This is a genomic window from Clostridium sp. JS66 (assembly GCF_033561535.1).
Classification (GTDB): domain Bacteria; phylum Bacillota; class Clostridia; order Clostridiales; family Clostridiaceae; genus Clostridium_AM; species Clostridium_AM carboxidivorans.
In genome coordinates, this window is record NZ_CP131467.1 from 5,559,687 (window position 1) to 5,576,159 (window position 16,473).

The 16,473-nt window shown below is 29.7% G+C and carries 17 protein-coding genes; all 17 read right to left on the reverse strand.

Going from position 1 to position 16,473, the window contains the following annotated elements; translation table 11 throughout:
• Positions 1-873, reverse strand: coding sequence for a DHH family phosphoesterase (locus Q6H37_RS25840; protein ID WP_318737725.1), 873 nt, complete (start codon positions 871-873; stop codon positions 1-3).
• Positions 874-1,037: 164 nt separating this feature from the next.
• A complete protein-coding gene (secF, locus tag Q6H37_RS25845) occupies positions 1,038-1,922 on the reverse strand; it encodes a protein translocase subunit SecF (RefSeq protein WP_318737727.1) in 885 nt (294 codons plus the stop codon).
• On the reverse strand, positions 1,915-3,192 hold the full coding sequence (gene secD / locus Q6H37_RS25850) for a protein translocase subunit SecD (protein ID WP_318737729.1): 1,278 nt from the start codon (positions 3,190-3,192) through the stop codon (positions 1,915-1,917). Before secD ends, secF begins: the two co-directional genes overlap by 8 nt.
• Before the next feature lie 113 nt (positions 3,193-3,305).
• Positions 3,306-4,670 (reverse strand): thioether cross-link-forming SCIFF peptide maturase, encoded by a 1,365-nt coding sequence (gene scfB / locus Q6H37_RS25855; RefSeq protein ID WP_318737730.1) that lies wholly within the window; start codon positions 4,668-4,670, stop codon positions 3,306-3,308.
• 220 nt (positions 4,671-4,890) lie between these two features.
• The gene (gene scfA, locus Q6H37_RS25860) at positions 4,891-5,028 is read right to left on the reverse strand and encodes a six-cysteine ranthipeptide SCIFF (protein ID WP_007062455.1); all 138 of its coding nucleotides are present in this window, start codon (positions 5,026-5,028) and stop codon (positions 4,891-4,893) included.
• A 74-nt stretch (positions 5,029-5,102) separates the two neighbouring features.
• Positions 5,103-5,477: a TIGR04086 family membrane protein gene (locus tag Q6H37_RS25865; RefSeq protein WP_318737734.1), complete on the reverse strand. Its 375-nt coding sequence runs from the start codon at positions 5,475-5,477 to the stop codon at positions 5,103-5,105.
• Between the two features lie 70 nt (positions 5,478-5,547).
• Positions 5,548-5,868, reverse strand: a complete 321-nt coding sequence (gene yajC / locus Q6H37_RS25870; protein ID WP_318737736.1) for a preprotein translocase subunit YajC — start codon at positions 5,866-5,868, stop codon at positions 5,548-5,550.
• A gap of 112 nt (positions 5,869-5,980) precedes the next feature.
• Positions 5,981-7,111, reverse strand: a complete 1,131-nt coding sequence (tgt, locus tag Q6H37_RS25875; protein WP_318737738.1) for a tRNA guanosine(34) transglycosylase Tgt — start codon at positions 7,109-7,111, stop codon at positions 5,981-5,983.
• Between the two features lie 12 nt (positions 7,112-7,123).
• Positions 7,124-8,149, reverse strand: coding sequence for a tRNA preQ1(34) S-adenosylmethionine ribosyltransferase-isomerase QueA (gene queA / locus Q6H37_RS25880; protein ID WP_318737739.1), 1,026 nt, complete (start codon positions 8,147-8,149; stop codon positions 7,124-7,126).
• Positions 8,150-8,168: 19 nt separating this feature from the next.
• On the reverse strand, positions 8,169-9,215 hold the full coding sequence (ruvB, locus tag Q6H37_RS25885) for a Holliday junction branch migration DNA helicase RuvB (protein ID WP_318737741.1): 1,047 nt from the start codon (positions 9,213-9,215) through the stop codon (positions 8,169-8,171).
• A 15-nt stretch (positions 9,216-9,230) separates the two neighbouring features.
• Entirely contained in the window at positions 9,231-9,824 is a 594-nt protein-coding gene (gene ruvA / locus Q6H37_RS25890) for a Holliday junction branch migration protein RuvA (RefSeq protein WP_318737743.1), read from the reverse strand.
• A gap of 134 nt (positions 9,825-9,958) precedes the next feature.
• Positions 9,959-10,579, reverse strand: coding sequence for a hypothetical protein (locus Q6H37_RS25895; protein ID WP_318737745.1), 621 nt, complete (start codon positions 10,577-10,579; stop codon positions 9,959-9,961).
• 80 nt (positions 10,580-10,659) lie between these two features.
• Positions 10,660-12,120, reverse strand: a complete 1,461-nt coding sequence (locus tag Q6H37_RS25900) for a cell wall-binding repeat-containing protein (RefSeq protein ID WP_412523889.1) — start codon at positions 12,118-12,120, stop codon at positions 10,660-10,662.
• 604 nt (positions 12,121-12,724) lie between these two features.
• Entirely contained in the window at positions 12,725-13,465 is a 741-nt protein-coding gene (locus Q6H37_RS25905; protein WP_318737746.1) for a YebC/PmpR family DNA-binding transcriptional regulator, read from the reverse strand.
• Positions 13,466-13,632: 167 nt separating this feature from the next.
• Complete coding sequence (locus Q6H37_RS25910; RefSeq protein ID WP_318737748.1) at positions 13,633-14,286, reverse strand: YigZ family protein; 654 nt, start codon at positions 14,284-14,286, stop codon at positions 13,633-13,635.
• Positions 14,287-14,292: 6 nt separating this feature from the next.
• A complete protein-coding gene (locus Q6H37_RS25915) occupies positions 14,293-14,970 on the reverse strand; it encodes a HEAT repeat domain-containing protein (RefSeq protein WP_318737750.1) in 678 nt (225 codons plus the stop codon).
• 17 nt (positions 14,971-14,987) lie between these two features.
• Positions 14,988-16,391, reverse strand: coding sequence for a PLP-dependent aminotransferase family protein (locus tag Q6H37_RS25920; protein WP_318737752.1), 1,404 nt, complete (start codon positions 16,389-16,391; stop codon positions 14,988-14,990).
• Between the last annotated feature and the right edge of the window lie 82 nt (positions 16,392-16,473).

A 16,473-nucleotide genomic window follows, 5' to 3' on the forward strand; every position in this document is an offset into this window, starting at 1 on the left:
TCAAGAAATGCACAACTCATTTCCTTTAGTTTCATTTTTTAAATACTTTGCTATCTGTTCAGCTCTATCCATACTAGAAGTAGTAAACAATTCTACTGCTATTCTTGCATTATCTACATTTCTTCTACTCTTTGATACTGGTACAATATTATACGCTAACTTACATATGCTTTCTTTATTTATATTTACAATATTATGGATTTTAATTAAAGCTTTAAGCCCATAATTATTGGTATAATTTAAATGATACATTCCTTGACTAACCATGATTTTATTTTCACCAGTTAAACTTATATTTCTCGAAATTATACCTATCATAACTAAATCTAAATATTTGCTTATACACTTCATTTGATAATACATGGATATAGATTGTGCTAATTTAAATGCTATTCCTACTGCTGTTAAATCTTTGAAAGTATATTTACAACCTTCTTGATTTGGATTTATAATAAGAGTTTCAGGAAGTACTTTGGAACATTTATGATAATCAGTTATTATTACATCTATTCCCAAGCTCTTACAAAGTTCAACCTGTGAAACAGAATTCACTCCACATCCTACTGTAATAATAAGCTTTGCTCCTAAAAATTTTACATGATTTTTTATAATATCAGAATCTATGCCAAAATCTTCATCCATATCCTCAGGAACAACATATTCCACATCTGCATTTAAATACTTTAAAACTAGCAACAACAAAGAAACAGCTGTTATACCATCTAAGTCATAGTAGCCATAAATAACTATTTTTTCTCTTTCATTTACTGCCTTTATAATTCTTTTTAATGCTTCTTTCATACCCTTTAATAAAAAAGGATCTTGAGCATCTGAAACTCTAGAATGCTGCATATTTCTTTCTTGTATCTCCATAATAAAATCCTCCAAATTTATCGAAAGCATATATATTATAATTGATATTGTCGTATTTTACAAATACTTTATAAAGAGATTATTAACAATAAAAAAATCTAGAGTTACATATACTCTAGATTTTTTATTTTATCATAACAAACTAATATTTTAAAGAAATTTCTTTATTTTGCTGTGTTTAATTTTTTGGCAGCTGAATTTCTATTTTTACCCACATGCTTTTTTAATATTACCCAGAATGGAGTAGCTATAAATATTGATGAATAACATCCTGATGTAATACCTACTAAAAGTGGTTTTGAGAAGTTTCTTATACCAGGTACAAATACATAAATAGCTGTTAATGTTATTAAAACTGTAAGTACTGTATTTATAGATCTTGCTAATGTTTGTGTTATACTAGCATTACTAAGTTCTACAACACTTGACCCTCTCATGTATTTATGGTTTTCTCTTATTCTATCAAAAACAACTATAGTATCATTTATAGAATAACCTATAACTGTTAACATAGCAGCAACAAACATTGAATCTATAGGTATTCTAAATACAGCATAAAATGCAAACATAATTAAAACATCATGAACCAGCGAAAGAATTGCCGCTAATCCAAATGTAAATTCAAATCTAAAGCCTACATATACAAGCATTGCTACTACTGATAAAGCAATGGCCTGATAAGCCTTCATTCTAGTTTCTGTGCCTATTGAAGCACCTATATTTTCTTGATTTGTAACACTGCTGTCCTTATATTTAGCTTTAACAGCTTTAACAATTTCAGCTATATTTTCATTATTTAACTTAGCACTTTTTATTTCAACAGAAGTATTGTTAACCTTATTAGATTGAAACTCTGAATCATATTTTTTTACTATGCTATCTACATCAGCTTTATCAAAAGTTTTTCCTATATTTATTTCAAGAACAGTACCACCTTTGAAATCCAATCCAAATTCTAAGCCTTTAGTAGCAGCTGTAAAAAGTCCTATAAGTATTATAATGGAAGATATGGCAAACCATATTTTAGTCTTTTCTATGATTTTAAGCATGCTGTTTTGCCCCCCTTCTGAAGTCATGTACTCCAAAGGTTCCTATGGTCCATTTATGATAAAACCATCCCATGCCTGTTGCAAGTTTCATTAAGGTTCTTGTTACAGTAGTTGCTGTAAATAAACTTAAGGCAACACCTATAACTAGTGTTAAAGCAAATCCTTTTACCGTACCAGATCCTAACCCATAAAGAACTATTCCTGCAACAATAGTAGTTACATGAGAGTCTATTACTGAAGTCATAGCTCTATGAAAACCAGCATCTATGGCTGCTTTTATTGATTTTCCACCTTTTAACTCTTCCTTGGTTCTTTCAAATATGAGCACATTGGCATCTACCGCCATACCTACTGTGAGCAAGAAACCTGCTATACCTGATAACGTCAAGGTTACACCTACAGTAGCAAAAGCCAAAAGTAATAAGTATATATATACCACTAGTGCTAGGCCGGCAATAAATCCTGGAACTCTGTAATATAAAATCATAAATAATATTACTAATCCTATACCAACTTTACCAGCTAATATACTCAAAGGAAGAGAATTAGCTCCAAGAGATGCTCCTACTACCTTAGATTCAACTGCTTTAACAGTAACAGGTAGTGCACCAGAGTTAATTAAATTAGCCTGTCTCTTAGCTTCATCCAAGCTTCTAGCTCCTTCAATTTCTGATTTACCATTAGTTATCACAGAATTAACAGTTGGATCTGTAAGTACCTGATCATCTAAATAAATTGTTATTTTCTGACCTAAAAACTTTTGAGTAGCATCTGCAAATTTTTTAGTTCCTGAAGCATTAAGTTCAAGATCAACTACTGGTTTTTGACTTTGTGAACTTATAGTAGACACAGCATTCTTAACATCCTTACCTGTAAGTATAGTTTGCTTGTCTGGACCTACAAATTTAAGTTCACCAGTTTTAGCTATACCATCTATTACGGACTTGGCATCATACTTTCCTGGTACTTCTATTCTTATTCTTTTCTGTCCTTCTCTAGCAACGGTTGTTTCACTAACTCCCATTTTGTTAACTCTCATAGATAAAAGTTCTACAGTTTTATCAAAGGTATCCTGATCAACTTTGCTAGCTTGAATTTCTTCTAGTACTGAAACTCCACCTTGAAGGTCAAGACCTCTATTTATAACTTCACCAAATGATTTAAGCCTATAATCTCCAACTGTGACTCCATATACTCCTGAGTAAGCAAAAAAACCTATAAGAAGCAAACATATAACAAACAGCACAGTGCTTTTTGCTTTATTTTTCATTTTTATCCTCCTTTGTTAATAATTAACTTTCATAATTTACATCTATTTACATTAGCCATTATATTACTTAAAAAATATACCGTCAATATTTATAAATGTAAACTTTTAAAAAACTATTCCATCATCTTTGTTTTCAATGCTATAGCACATTCAATTCTCTTTTTTTGCATCTGACATCCTAATGAATATGGTGTATGCATATCCCCATTAAAATTGTAATTATTAGCTTGACATCCACCACTGCAATAAAATCTAGCCCAACATTTTTTACATTCAGGCTTAGTGTATATATGAGCATTTCTAAATTTGTCTACTATATCCGTATTTAATTCTTCGTCACTTGATAAATTTCCTAACTTGAAATCTTCATTTCCAATAAATTGATGACAAGGATATATATCTCCTTCTGGAGTTATAGCTACATATTCATGTCCTGCTCCACAACCTGATATCCTTTTGTATACACAAGGACCGCCTTGTAAATCTATATTAAAATGATAAAATCTAAAGTCTTTCCCTTCTTTATGGCGTTTAAGCATTTCAAAATATAATTTATCGTATTGTTCAAATATTGTAGGTAAATCTTCTTCTCTAAGGGAAAGCGGATGATCTTCTGGAAGTACTACAGGTTCTATTGATATTTCATCAAACCCCTGATCTGCCATAAACTTTATATCTTCAAAAAAGTCTGTGTTCCATCTTGTAAATGTTCCTCTTGCATAATACTGTTTTGACTTGTCTCTTATCTCAACCATCTTTTTTATTTTGGGCAATATGCTGTCAAAAGAGCCAGTTCCATCCACTCTTACTCTGACTTTATCATTTACTTCTTTTCTTCCATCTATGCTCAAAATAATATTTCCCATGTTCTTATCCAAGTAGTTCATTATTTCATCATTTAATAATGTAGCATTAGTAGTCATGGTAAATCTTATATTTTTATTATGAATCTTTTCCTGCTCTTTTGTATATTCCATAACTTCTTTTATAACATTAAATGCCATAAGTGGTTCTCCACCAAACCAATCTACTTCTATGTTTTTTCTTGGACCTGATTTCTTAATAACAAAATCAATAGCTTTTTTAGCAATTTCAGCAGACATCAACTCTCTGCATCCTTTGTAATCTCCTTCATCTGCAAAACAATATTTACATCTTAAATTGCAGTCATGAGCTACATTTAAACATAAGGCTTTTATGTAAGATGGAGCCTTATTAGAATTTAATGCTATGTCTTCGTATAAATCCTTAGAATATAATACTTCTTGTTCTATAAGTTCTTTTATCTCATCATAAGCTTCTTCTACTTCTTCTTGCTTATAATCATTCTTCAATCTATTTATAACAATTTGTTTTTCTTCTAACTTTTTATCATCTAAAATGTCATAAACTAATTTGTCTACTATATGTACTGTTCCAGAGTTTACATCTATTACATAATGTTCTCCCCCCTGGACAAACTTGTGAATATCTGCCAACTTCTATTCCTCCTAAAATAAATATCAAAAAATTAAACTTTATCCAATAAATAACATTCACAGTACTGATCTTCCTGAGGATAACCAATAAATATCATGTATTAGATAAGTTCACCTAAAATACAGATAGTTTTAAACCACTAACCAAATTAAGTTATACTTGATTAAAATCTCCATGTAAATTTAAAGCAGTAACATAACGTTACTGCCTAAATTTATGTTAATTTTCACAAGCTAAATTAGCAACTGTGCAAGAAGTCTTACATGCAGATTGGCATGAGTTAGCGCATTCTTTGCATCCTGGCTTTTTTAAGCTGTCTTTTATATTTGATTTGTTTACAGTTCTTATATGTTTCATTTAAATTCCTCCATTCATAAACTTTTCCGTTTGATTATAACATAAACAATAAATAAAATAAAGTTATTAGTGGATTAAAGATTTCTTGCAACTATTCCAGATGCTGCTCCTACTGCCAGAGCTAGTAAAAATCTAGCGATTCTATTATAACCTATTACAGCAGAATTTCCTGATATAACAGAAACTACATATATTACCATTAAGTACAATAAAGTTACCATGATTCCTACTAGAAATCCTCTACTGTTTGTCTTTCTTACTGCATAAATGGTACCATAAATTATACTTAAAAGTGTAGTAAGTAAATAAAATGTAGAACTAACTGTTTCGCTTATTTCTGTAAAGGTCATTATAACTGCAAATATAAGAAGCAGCACCACTGTTATAATAAATCCTCTTAATACGCCTTCTGCGGCTACAATATAGCTTGTATTCTTTTCTTTTTCCAACTTAAAACACCTCCTACCTAATAGTATCTATGTAGAAAGAAGGTGTTTTATGATTAAAATTTAAACATCCTTATTGGTTATCTGTGCTTTTTTCTTCCTTTTTATCATCCTTACTTTTGTACTCTTCAATTGAAGATAATAAATTTAGCACTCCAGTCTTATCAAGCTTTATTCTCACTTTGTCTGGTCCTGTTTGAATAATTACAAACCTATCCTGCATATTTATTATTTTGCCCACTATACCGCCTTTAGTCATGACTTCATCATTAACTCTTAAGCTATCCAGCATACCTCTATATTGTTTTTTTCTTTTGGTTTCAGGTAGTAATATAACTAAATAAACTACTACAAGCATAAATATAAGTGGAGAATATTGTATTAAAGTTTTCATGAAAATCACCTCCCTCAATTTTATTAATTAAAAGTTAAAAATTAATAATTAATAGTTATATTTTCATTCAATTTTCAACTATTAATTCTTAATTACTAATTCTTAACTAAATTTAGGCTCTTCCATTCCACTGTTTAAGTTTTTCACTTTTGTATTCTGCAAAATAATCACCATCAATAGCGTCCCTTATTTCTTGCATCATATTATTGTAGAAATAAAGATTATGGAGTACACAAAGTCTCATTGCTAATATTTCCTTAGCTTTAAACAAATGTCTTATATAAGCTCTTGAATAGTTCTTACAAGCTGGACATTGACAACCTTCATCTATTGGCTTAGAATCCAACTCATATTTTGCATTAAATAAATTTATTTTTCCTTCTTTAGTAAATACATGTCCGTGTCTTCCATTTCTAGCAGGAAGGACACAATCAAAAAAGTCTACTCCTCTATCTACAGCTTCTAATATATTGCTTGGTATTCCAACTCCCATAAGGTAAATAGGCTTATCTTCTGGCAAATGTGGAACTACTGCATCTATTACCCTGTACATTTCCTCATGAGATTCTCCTACTGCTAAACCTCCAATGGCATAACCATCCAAATTCATTTTGCTTATAGTTTTAGCATGTTCAATTCTTATATCTTCAAAAATTCCTCCTTGATTTATACCAAAGAGCATTTGTTTATTATTTATTGTATCAGGAATGGAATTTAATCTATCCATTTCATCCTTACACCTTTGCAACCATCTTGTGGTTCTAGCTACAGATTGCTCTACATAATCTCTTGGTGAAGGATTGTGTATACATTCATCAAAAGCCATAGCTATAGTAGATGCTAAATTACTTTGAATTCTCATACTTTCTTCTGGTCCCATGAATATCTTTCTTCCATCTATATGAGAATTAAAATAAACTCCTTCTTCTTTTATTTTTCTCATTTTTGCTAAAGAGAAAACCTGGAATCCACCTGAATCAGTTAAAATAGGTCTATCCCAATTCATGAATTTATGTAATCCACCCATTTTTTTTACCACTTCATCACTAGGTCTTAAATGAAGATGATATGTATTTGAAAGTTCTACCTGACATCCTATTTCCTTTAAATCCATACTAGATACGCCGCCCTTTATGGCAGCTAAAGTACCTACATTCATAAATACAGGTGTTTGTATTACACCATGAGGAGTTGTAAACTCACCTCTTCTAGCCTTTCCACTCTTTTTAAGTAATTTGTACATTAAAACACTCCTTTATTTTATAAACATTGCATCTCCGAAGCTAAAAAATCTATATCGTTCTTTTACTGCTGTGTTGTAAGCATTCATTATTTTTTCTCTTCCAGCCAAAGCACTTACTAACATTATTAATGTGGATTCTGGAAGATGGAAATTAGTTATAAGCTTATCTACCACTTTATACTTATATCCTGGATATATAAATATATCTGTCCAACCTGACTGTTCCCTTACTTCTCCTTTGTCATTTCCTATAGTTTCTAAAGTTCTACAAGAAGTAGTTCCTACTGCAATTACTTTTTTTCCGCTTTTCTTTGTTTTATTTATTATATCCGCAGTTTCCTTTGACATAGTGTAATATTCTGAATGCATATTATGATCTTGTATATTTTCAACTTTAACTGGTCTAAAAGTTCCCAGTCCTACATGTAAGGTTAAAAATGCTATATTTACGCCTTTTTCTTCTATTTTCTTTAATAGCTCCTCTGTAAAATGCAATCCTGCTGTAGGTGCAGCTGCTGAACCTTGTTCTTTTGAATAAACAGTCTGATACATTTCCTTGTCTTCAAGCTTTTCTTTTATATAAGGAGGAAGAGGCATCTGTCCTAGTTTGTCTAATACTTCTTCAAATATTCCTTCATACTCAAATTTTACAATTCTGTTTCCATCTTCTTCAACACTAACTACTTCTGCCTTTAATTCTCCATCACCAAATACAAATCGTGTTCCAACCTGTGCTCTTTTTCCTGGCTTAACAAGAGTTTCCCACTTATCCTTGTCTATTCTCTTAAGTAGCAAAAACTCTATTTTTCCTCCTGTATTCTCTTTACTTCCAATAAGTCTTGCAGGAAGTACTCTGGTATCATTTAATACTAAACAATCTCCTGATTCCAAATAATCAATTATATCCTTAAATATTTTATGTTCTATTTCACCAGTATTTTTATCTAATAACATCAATCTTGCTTCATCTCTTTTTTCCAATGGGCATTGTGCTATTAACTCTTCTGGTAAATAAAAATCAAAATCTGTAACCTTCAAAATATCTACTCTCCATTTCTTATGTTCTATCCTTAAATATTGACTGCTGTTGTACTGGTTTACTCCATTTTTTACTTCTATTCAAATGCTTATATGCGCTATCTGATGCAACTCTTCCCCTAGGTGTTCTTATTATAAATCCCTTTTGAAGAAGATAAGGCTCATAAACATCTTGAATAGTATCAAGCTCTTCTCCTATAAAATACGCCAAAGTTTCTAAACCTACTGGACCACCTTTAAAATTATCTATTATGGCTGTTAATATTTTATTATCTATACTATCAAAGCCTTCTTCATCTACATCTAAAAGTTCTAAGGCAGCTTTAGTAACTTCCAAATCTACTAGTCCATTTCCTTTAACATCTGAGTAGTCCCTAACTCTTTTTAAAAGTCTGTTAGCTATTCTAGGAGTTCCTCTTGATCTACTTCCTATTTCCAGTGCTGCATTTTCTTCTATTTTCACACCAAGTATTTGGGCAGATCTTACTATAATTTCTTTTAATTCATCATTCTCATAAAACTCCATTGGACACATTACCCCAAATCTATCTCTTAGAGGAGAAGTCAAAAGACCAACCCTAGTAGTAGCTCCTATCAAAGTAAATTTAGGCAAATCCAATCTAATAGACTTAGCAGCAGCACCTTTTCCTATCACTATATCCAAAGCATAGTCTTCCATTGCTGGATAAAGTATTTCTTCTACATTTCTACTTAATCTGTGAATTTCATCTATAAATAACACATCATAATCATTGAGACTTGTAAGTATTGCAGCTAAATCACCAGCTCTTTCTATAGCAGGACCCGATGTGACCTTTAAGTTGCCTCCCATTTCCGTTGCTATTATGTTAGCCAACGTGGTTTTACCTAATCCTGGAGGACCATATAACAATACATGGTCTAAAGCTTCTTTTCTTTTCTTTGCCGCTTCTATAAAAATTTTTAATTTTTCTTTTACTTTTTTTTGTCCAATATATTCATTAATTCTTTTGGGCCTTAAACTATATTCATTTTCTGTGTCTCCAACTATATTTAAAGGTGTAACAATTCTATCTTCTTCATTCATAAAATTATCACCTTCCTAACCCATTAAAAATTTTAATGCATTTCTTATTATATTCTCTACAGAATCCTTTTTGTCTATAGTATTAATAGCTTTGTTGGCTTCTTTTTCAGAATATCCTAATGCTACAAGTGCTTCCAATGCTTCTGAACTATTCCCTGCAGTTTCATCTATTTCAATAATATCTCCTTGTGCCATATCAACATCTTCTGGTTTCACTTTATCCTTAAGCTCAAGTATAATTCTTTGCGACATTTTCTTTCCTATACCTGGTGCTCTAGTAATAAGTTTTTCATCGCCAGATAAAATTGCATACTTTAAATTATTAACGCTGCTTATAGATAAAAGTGATAATGCAGCCTTTGCACCTACACCATTTATAGACAAAAGCAAATTAAACATACTCAATTCTTCTTTTGTCAAAAAACCATAAAGACCTATAAAATCTTCCCTAACTATTTGCTGAAGATAAAGCATTGTTTCTTCATTTATTTTAGGAATTTTAGCCAGAGTACTTCCTGAAGTATATATTTTATAGCCAATGCCATTATTTTCAACTACTATGTAATCTTTATTCATTCCTGCATAGGTTCCCCGTATATACTCATACATCAAAGACGTCCTCCAATTTCTTAAATTTTAAATCAAAACTTTAGTGTAAACTTAACATATATTACTTTACCATTATACTTAATTTAATTCAAGAAACAAAGAATATTATCCACTAGAAAACGCCTTAAAGACTATTACTCATAGTCTTCAAGGCGTGCCTCTGCATCTTCCCTTGTATTACACTGGAAATACTTATCCCCTTTTGTTAAAAGTTCTATGTCTGCTTTTTTTAATCTATCAGTTTTTATGTCTGTTACATCTCTTTTTTCATCTTCTATAAACATATTTCCATCTTTATCAGTTTTATATATAGCAATAAATCCATCTTTTATACCAACTACATACTTATTTGGAGCATATCTATCAAATTCTTTCACAAACACTACTTCTGAAGATTTCATACTTTCTAAACTATATCCTTGTCCTTTGTACACTTGATTTAATTCACTTTTTTTCTTACCTGCTAAATTACCAGCACTCTCTTCTTTTTCAGTTATAACTTCACCACTTTTAATATACTTTTTCTCGAATATTACCTTTGCATTTGGCGAAAGTGAAGTGTTCATATTAGAGTCTACGGTCATAGTTTTATCTATATCCTTACCTTCATTTTGTACTTTATATTTGTCTTCCTTTAAGTTTGTACTTTTCAACTTATTTATACACAAATAATAGCTCAAACTAAAAATTGAAATAGTTAAAATTACAAGTAAAATAGTCCTTATCTTTTTTCTATTATTATTAATAAAATCCATAATATCCCTCCTACAAGATATTATGGACACATTGCAAAGGTATTATTCAGAAAACTGATTTTTTTCTTCTCTATATATTATTATTCTACTCCCCAGTTATCAAATTTATCTATTAGCCATTTATTACCTTTAAAGCTTAAGATAGCATTTGAATAGGATACATCCTGCTTGCCAAAATAATATCCTTTTAAAGAAACATATACTTTATTACCATCATACTTTTTATATGCGATTTGAGAATCTTGTACGATAAGTCTAGGTTCTAGATTGCCATATCTCATATAACATTTACCATTTACATTAGTGAATACAAAACTCACCATATACTTTATAAAATCATCTGTATAATAATTGTTTAATCCATAATTTTTATTCAAATATTCATATATAGAACTGTATTTGCTAAAATCCTCTGTTATCTTAGCGTAGCTTATTCCTGATATGTTAATATACGAACTGCCATCCACATTAATCTTTAACATATTTTTAAAAGCTTCATCTCCAGTAAACAACAAGTTTTTGATGGAATCATCAGAAATAACAACCTTATTTTCCAAAGTATATTCAACATCGTTACTTATACTTCCTGTACCACCAAGTAAAATTAATTTGCTATAATTACATTGATCTAAGTATTGTTTTTGAGATGATATATTAACCCCATCTGTTAATATTATAGGAGCATTTTTCTTTGCTGCTAAAGCACTGCCAGATAAAGCATCAGGAAAATTTTCTCCACTGGCAATAACTGCGGTATCTGAAGATAAATTAAAATATCTACACACATCTAAGGATGTTTCATATCTATTCATTCCAGCTATTCTTATTATATTATTATCATTTAAGGATGTAACAACTTCTTTTAATTGGTTAAACACATTGTTATTTATAGAACCTTCGCCACCAATAATAAATGCTTTAGATGGCTCTATATCTTTCAACATTTCCCTTGCTTGCTCAGATAATTTTGATGAATCACTCATTATAATTGGGTAACCTTTTGATGCAGCAATACTAGACACACTTAAAGCATCTGAAAATCCAAAGCCATTGACAATAACTACTGGTGTATTCTTTTTTATATTTAAGAAATTCACAATTATACGATTTGTATCAAACCTATCAATCCCACCTAATCTTTTAATATTGTCATAACCTATTGAATTGAGATAATTTTCAAATTTTGCACTTACTGATGCTTCTCCACCTAATATATAGATACTTCCATCAATTTTTAACTTACTTTTTATAAAGTTAATAGTACCTTCATTGGAACTATTGTCTTTACTTATTAGTAAAATAGGTGCATCTACATTTTTCGAAAGCATACAACCAACTAATGCATCTGGAAAATCATCTCCGCTTGCAATAATAACACTTTCTAGCTTATCGCTATTATAGTTATTAGTTATATTCATTGAAGTTTCATACCTAGTTGCTCCATCTATTCTATTTACCGTGTAGTTAGTTTTAGCATGCACTAAGCTTCCTGCAACTATAAATATAGATATCATAGTAAATAGAGTTATAACTTTTTTCACTAAACTACCCCCTTAAAATATAATAAAAAATCATAAATATCATAATATATTATATTTATAGTATTTGGGAATTAAAAAAATTACATAATAAGATTATAAAAACATAAGATATCTTGGATTATAAAATTATAGATACCAAATATATTTTATACTATATTTTTTACTCAAATAAAATAAATATGTGAATACTTTACTTACAAAAAAATTAATTATATATTTAAAATTATCCAAAAAGGAGGTACAAAATTAATTGTACCTCAAAAGGGGGGTATTACTTAGAATCATATATTTAAAACCTATATAAAAGTAAATTACTATATAGCATTATTAGTTAATAAATACTTTTACTTATTAATATTATAAAGAATTTTCAGTATATTTTAATTATTTTCATTCGACAAATAGAAACTATATAAATCATATATATTCACTACTAAATACACTTTTTTCATTAATCAAATTAATAACACAAGAACACCTTTTTATATTGGCATACACCAATATAAAAAGGTGTTCGAATCGCACATCTATAATGCAAGATCTAAAATTTAAACATATATCGTAATCCATCAATTTTAGCTTTACCAAAAATCTTCTTAGCTGTTTATTCTTCCCATCCTTCAGGAAATTCAGCATTGTGGTAAACGTCCTGAACGTCTTCGTCATCTTCTAAAGCATCAATCATTTTTTCGAACTTAACTACTGTTTCTTCATCAATTGCAGTATATGTATCTGGAATCATTTTTACTTCAGCTTCTAAGAACTCAAGTCCATTAGCTTCTAAAGCTTCTCTTACTGTTCCAAAATCTCCAGGTGTAGTTGTTACTACAAAAACTTCATCTTCTGCTGCAAAATCTTCTGCACCAGCATCTAAAGCCATCATCATTAATTCATCTTCGTCTTTGTCATCTGTTTTTTCTATAACAATCTGACCCTTTTCTTGGAACATAAAAGAAACGCATCCTGTTGAGCCCATGTTTCCACCATTTTTTGTAAATGCATGTCTTACATTAGCAGCTGTTCTATTCTTATTATCTGTCAATGCATTTACTATAACAGCAGTTCCTGCTGGACCATAACCTTCATAAACTACAGATTCGTAATTTACTCCTTCCATTTCTCCAGCACCTTTTTTTATTGCCCTTGTTATTGTATCCATAGGCATATTAGCAGCTTTTGCTTTTGCTACAACATCTCTTAACTTACTGTTAGCATCAAGATTTGATCCTCCCATTTTAGATGCAATAGCAATTTCTTTTCCTAACTTAGTAAAGATTTTACCTCTTTTGGCATCTGCTTTACCTTTTTTAGCCTGTATATTATGCCATTTTGAATGTCCTGACATATTTATTTCCCCCTAACTGGTTATATATTATTTTAAATTATTACTAAAAATCACATAATAAAGATTTTAAGTCTGATTTATAAAATACCTAAAACATTATATCATACAAAGACTTATAAATTCAAACTTAAAATATCATTTTTCTTCACTTTACAACAATAATTATACTAAATATCTTGTTCTTCAAATAATCTATTTTCTTTCTTAAAGTAGTAGCTTTCATCCCCTATTACAACTTCACACTTGCCATTAGTAACTTCTATTACAGATGATTCCACTATTTTTAATTTGGAAACATCACAATACATTATAATTTTAACCTTATCTGTATACTCTACATTTTCTATATGCCATAAATTCTGTTCAAATAAGTATTGAACTTTTCCAAGCATATCATATTCTATAAATATCTCCAATACAGATCCTTTAACCTTTTCAACTATACTACCTTCATCTACTGCCATAGCAGCAGCCTTTGAATACGCTCTTACAAGTCCTCCCTTTCCTAAAAGTATACCACCAAAATATCTAGTAACCACTATAACTACATCTGTTATTCCATTTTTCTTTATAACTTCTAAAACTGGAATTCCTCCTGTTCCCTGAGGTTCTCCATCATCACTATATCTTTGTATACCCATGTTTTCTCCAATAACATAAGCATATACATTATGTCGTGCTTCTTTCTGTTCACTTCTTATTTTATCTATAAATTTTTTTGCTTCTTCCTCTTCATATACTCTTTTTATATGGCCTATAAAAAGAGACTTTTTTTCCTCGAACTGCGTACTTATTTCATCCTTTATAGTAAAATAACCCAATCCCAATCACTCCTTAACTTGTAAATCCGCTTCTTCCAATGTTTTAAGATACTCTTCCGACACCCTTTTTATATAATCTTTTTCTGCACTTTTATAAATTTCTTTAATTTTACCTAATGCCTTTTCACTTTTAATTTTAATTAATGATTTTATGGCATACATAACTACTTGTGGATTTTCATCTTCTAATTTTCGTATTAGTATATTTTCACCCGCCTTATCACCTATCTTACCTACAGCAGAAACTGCCATTCTTCTTACATTTACATGATTATGAACAGAAGCTTTAATTAAAATATCTAATACTTTATTATCTCCTATTTCTCCAAGAATCCAAACAGCATTTTCCTTATCCTTAGTCTTCATATCTGCATAATCACATCTTATATAATCTATAATTTTACTTTTATTTTCTTCACTTAATCCTTTTAAAACTTCTATTTTATCCAACTTTCCAGATGATGATATAGTTTTAAAAAGCTCCTTCTCATTATCACTTTTAGCTAGTATTCCATATTTAATTTTACCATCTAATATGTGTTTTTGAACGGTTTCTTTGGATAAGCTTCTTATTTTGCATAAACATTCAATGGATTTACCTTCTAAAAACAAAAAGTAAGTTATATCCTCTTCTGTATATGAGTTAATTTTAGACCACTCTATATTAATCATACCTCTTTTCATGATGATACTCTCCTTTGTTATTCCAGCAATTCATTTATTATGCTTAAACCTTTTTTCATAGCTTCCTCATCTGTTTGTGAGAAACTAATTCTAAAATATTTTTTACCTTCTGAAGGACTTTTATAAAACAAAGTACCTGGGGTAATTAACACCTTTCTATCTTTAGTCTTTCTAAATAATTCAATAGAATCAACATATATAGAATCTTTTATTTTCAAATAGAAGTTAAGACCTCCCCCTGGACTTATAAAATCCACTTTATTTTCCAAGTGTGATTTTATACACTCTTCCATCAATAAATATCTATTTTTATATATGTGATTTAAATTATTCATATAATCTTTCCACAATCCCTTTTTTATATATAAATCTAAAGCTCTTTGCATAAGACTAGATGTGGATATATCTGTATTTATTTTTGAGTTTTCAATACTCTCTTTAAATTTCATAGGAGGTATCAAATATCCTATTCTTATACCCGGTAAAAATATTTTTGAAAAACTTTTTATATATATTACCCTATCATTTTTATCCAAACTTTTAAAGCTTTTATATTTTATACTATGGTCATAAATTAATTCTGCCAAGTAATCATCTTCTATAATGTAAAAGTCATAAATCTCTGCTAAATTTAAAATTTGTTGCTTTTTTTCTATACTATAGCTCATTCCTGTAGGATTTTGAAAATAACTCATAGTGTAAAAACACTTTATATTATTCTTCTTCAATATTTTTTCAAATTTATCTACATCTATGCCATCTTTTCCTATAGGAACTTCATATATATTGGCTCTTCTCCACTTAAAAACAGATAAAGCTCCACTATATGTAGGCTTTTCAACTATAACATTATCATTGGTGTTTATAAGAGCCTTAGATACTATATCTATGCCCTGTTGAGCTCCTGATACTATAAGTATATCATCACTTTTAATTTTTTTATTCCAGAAAACTTCACTTATACTTTTTCTCAATCCTTCATATCCCAGTGCTTCTTGATATATAAGTGCTTCAGCACCATCCCTATCCAATACTTCATTTAATACATCCTTAAAGGATTGTACTGGAAAAAAATCATTACTTGGGGTTTCACCAGTAAAATCTACATATTCCTTTACCATTTTTCCAGATATTTTTTTTAAAGCTTCTGAATATTCCTTTTTAAAATTTTTAGTTATATCTTTCTTTTTAGCATAAGTTCCACTTCCCATTTTCTGTACAGCATATCCTTCATTTTGAAGCCTTTTGTATGCATTTACTATTGTTACATTATTAACATTTAGAAATTCTGATAAGGACCTTATTGAAGGCAGTTTTTCTCCATCTTCAACTTTATTTATATCAATTAATCTTTTTATATGTCTTGTAATAGTTATGTATTTGGGAACTTCACCCTGCATGCTTACAAAATACTTATCCATAATGGCACTTCCTTATAATTTCATATAATTAAAAATAAACGAACTTAAATTTCTCTTTACCTAAAACTTAAGTTCGTTTATG

Excerpts from the sequence above, each read along its gene's own strand:
- Q6H37_RS25840 (WP_318737725.1), bottom strand. The coding sequence starts at position 873 with ATGGAGATACAAGAAAGAAATATGCAGCATTCTAGAGTTTCAGATGCT.
- secF (WP_318737727.1), bottom strand. The coding sequence starts at position 1,922 with ATGCTTAAAATCATAGAAAAGACTAAAATATGGTTTGCCATATCTTCC.
- secD (WP_318737729.1), bottom strand. The coding sequence starts at position 3,192 with ATGAAAAATAAAGCAAAAAGCACTGTGCTGTTTGTTATATGTTTGCTT.
- scfA (WP_007062455.1), bottom strand. The coding sequence starts at position 5,028 with ATGAAACATATAAGAACTGTAAACAAATCAAATATAAAAGACAGCTTA.
- yajC (WP_318737736.1), bottom strand. The coding sequence starts at position 5,868 with ATGAAAACTTTAATACAATATTCTCCACTTATATTTATGCTTGTAGTA.
- tgt (WP_318737738.1), bottom strand. The coding sequence starts at position 7,111 with ATGTACAAATTACTTAAAAAGAGTGGAAAGGCTAGAAGAGGTGAGTTT.
- ruvB (WP_318737741.1), bottom strand. The coding sequence starts at position 9,215 with ATGAATGAAGAAGATAGAATTGTTACACCTTTAAATATAGTTGGAGAC.
- ruvA (WP_318737743.1), bottom strand. The coding sequence starts at position 9,824 with ATGTATGAGTATATACGGGGAACCTATGCAGGAATGAATAAAGATTAC.
- Q6H37_RS25895 (WP_318737745.1), bottom strand. The coding sequence starts at position 10,579 with ATGGATTTTATTAATAATAATAGAAAAAAGATAAGGACTATTTTACTT.
- Q6H37_RS25905 (WP_318737746.1), bottom strand. The coding sequence starts at position 13,465 with ATGTCAGGACATTCAAAATGGCATAATATACAGGCTAAAAAAGGTAAA.
- Q6H37_RS25915 (WP_318737750.1), bottom strand. The coding sequence starts at position 14,970 with ATGAAAAGAGGTATGATTAATATAGAGTGGTCTAAAATTAACTCATAT.
- Q6H37_RS25920 (WP_318737752.1), bottom strand. The coding sequence starts at position 16,391 with ATGGATAAGTATTTTGTAAGCATGCAGGGTGAAGTTCCCAAATACATA.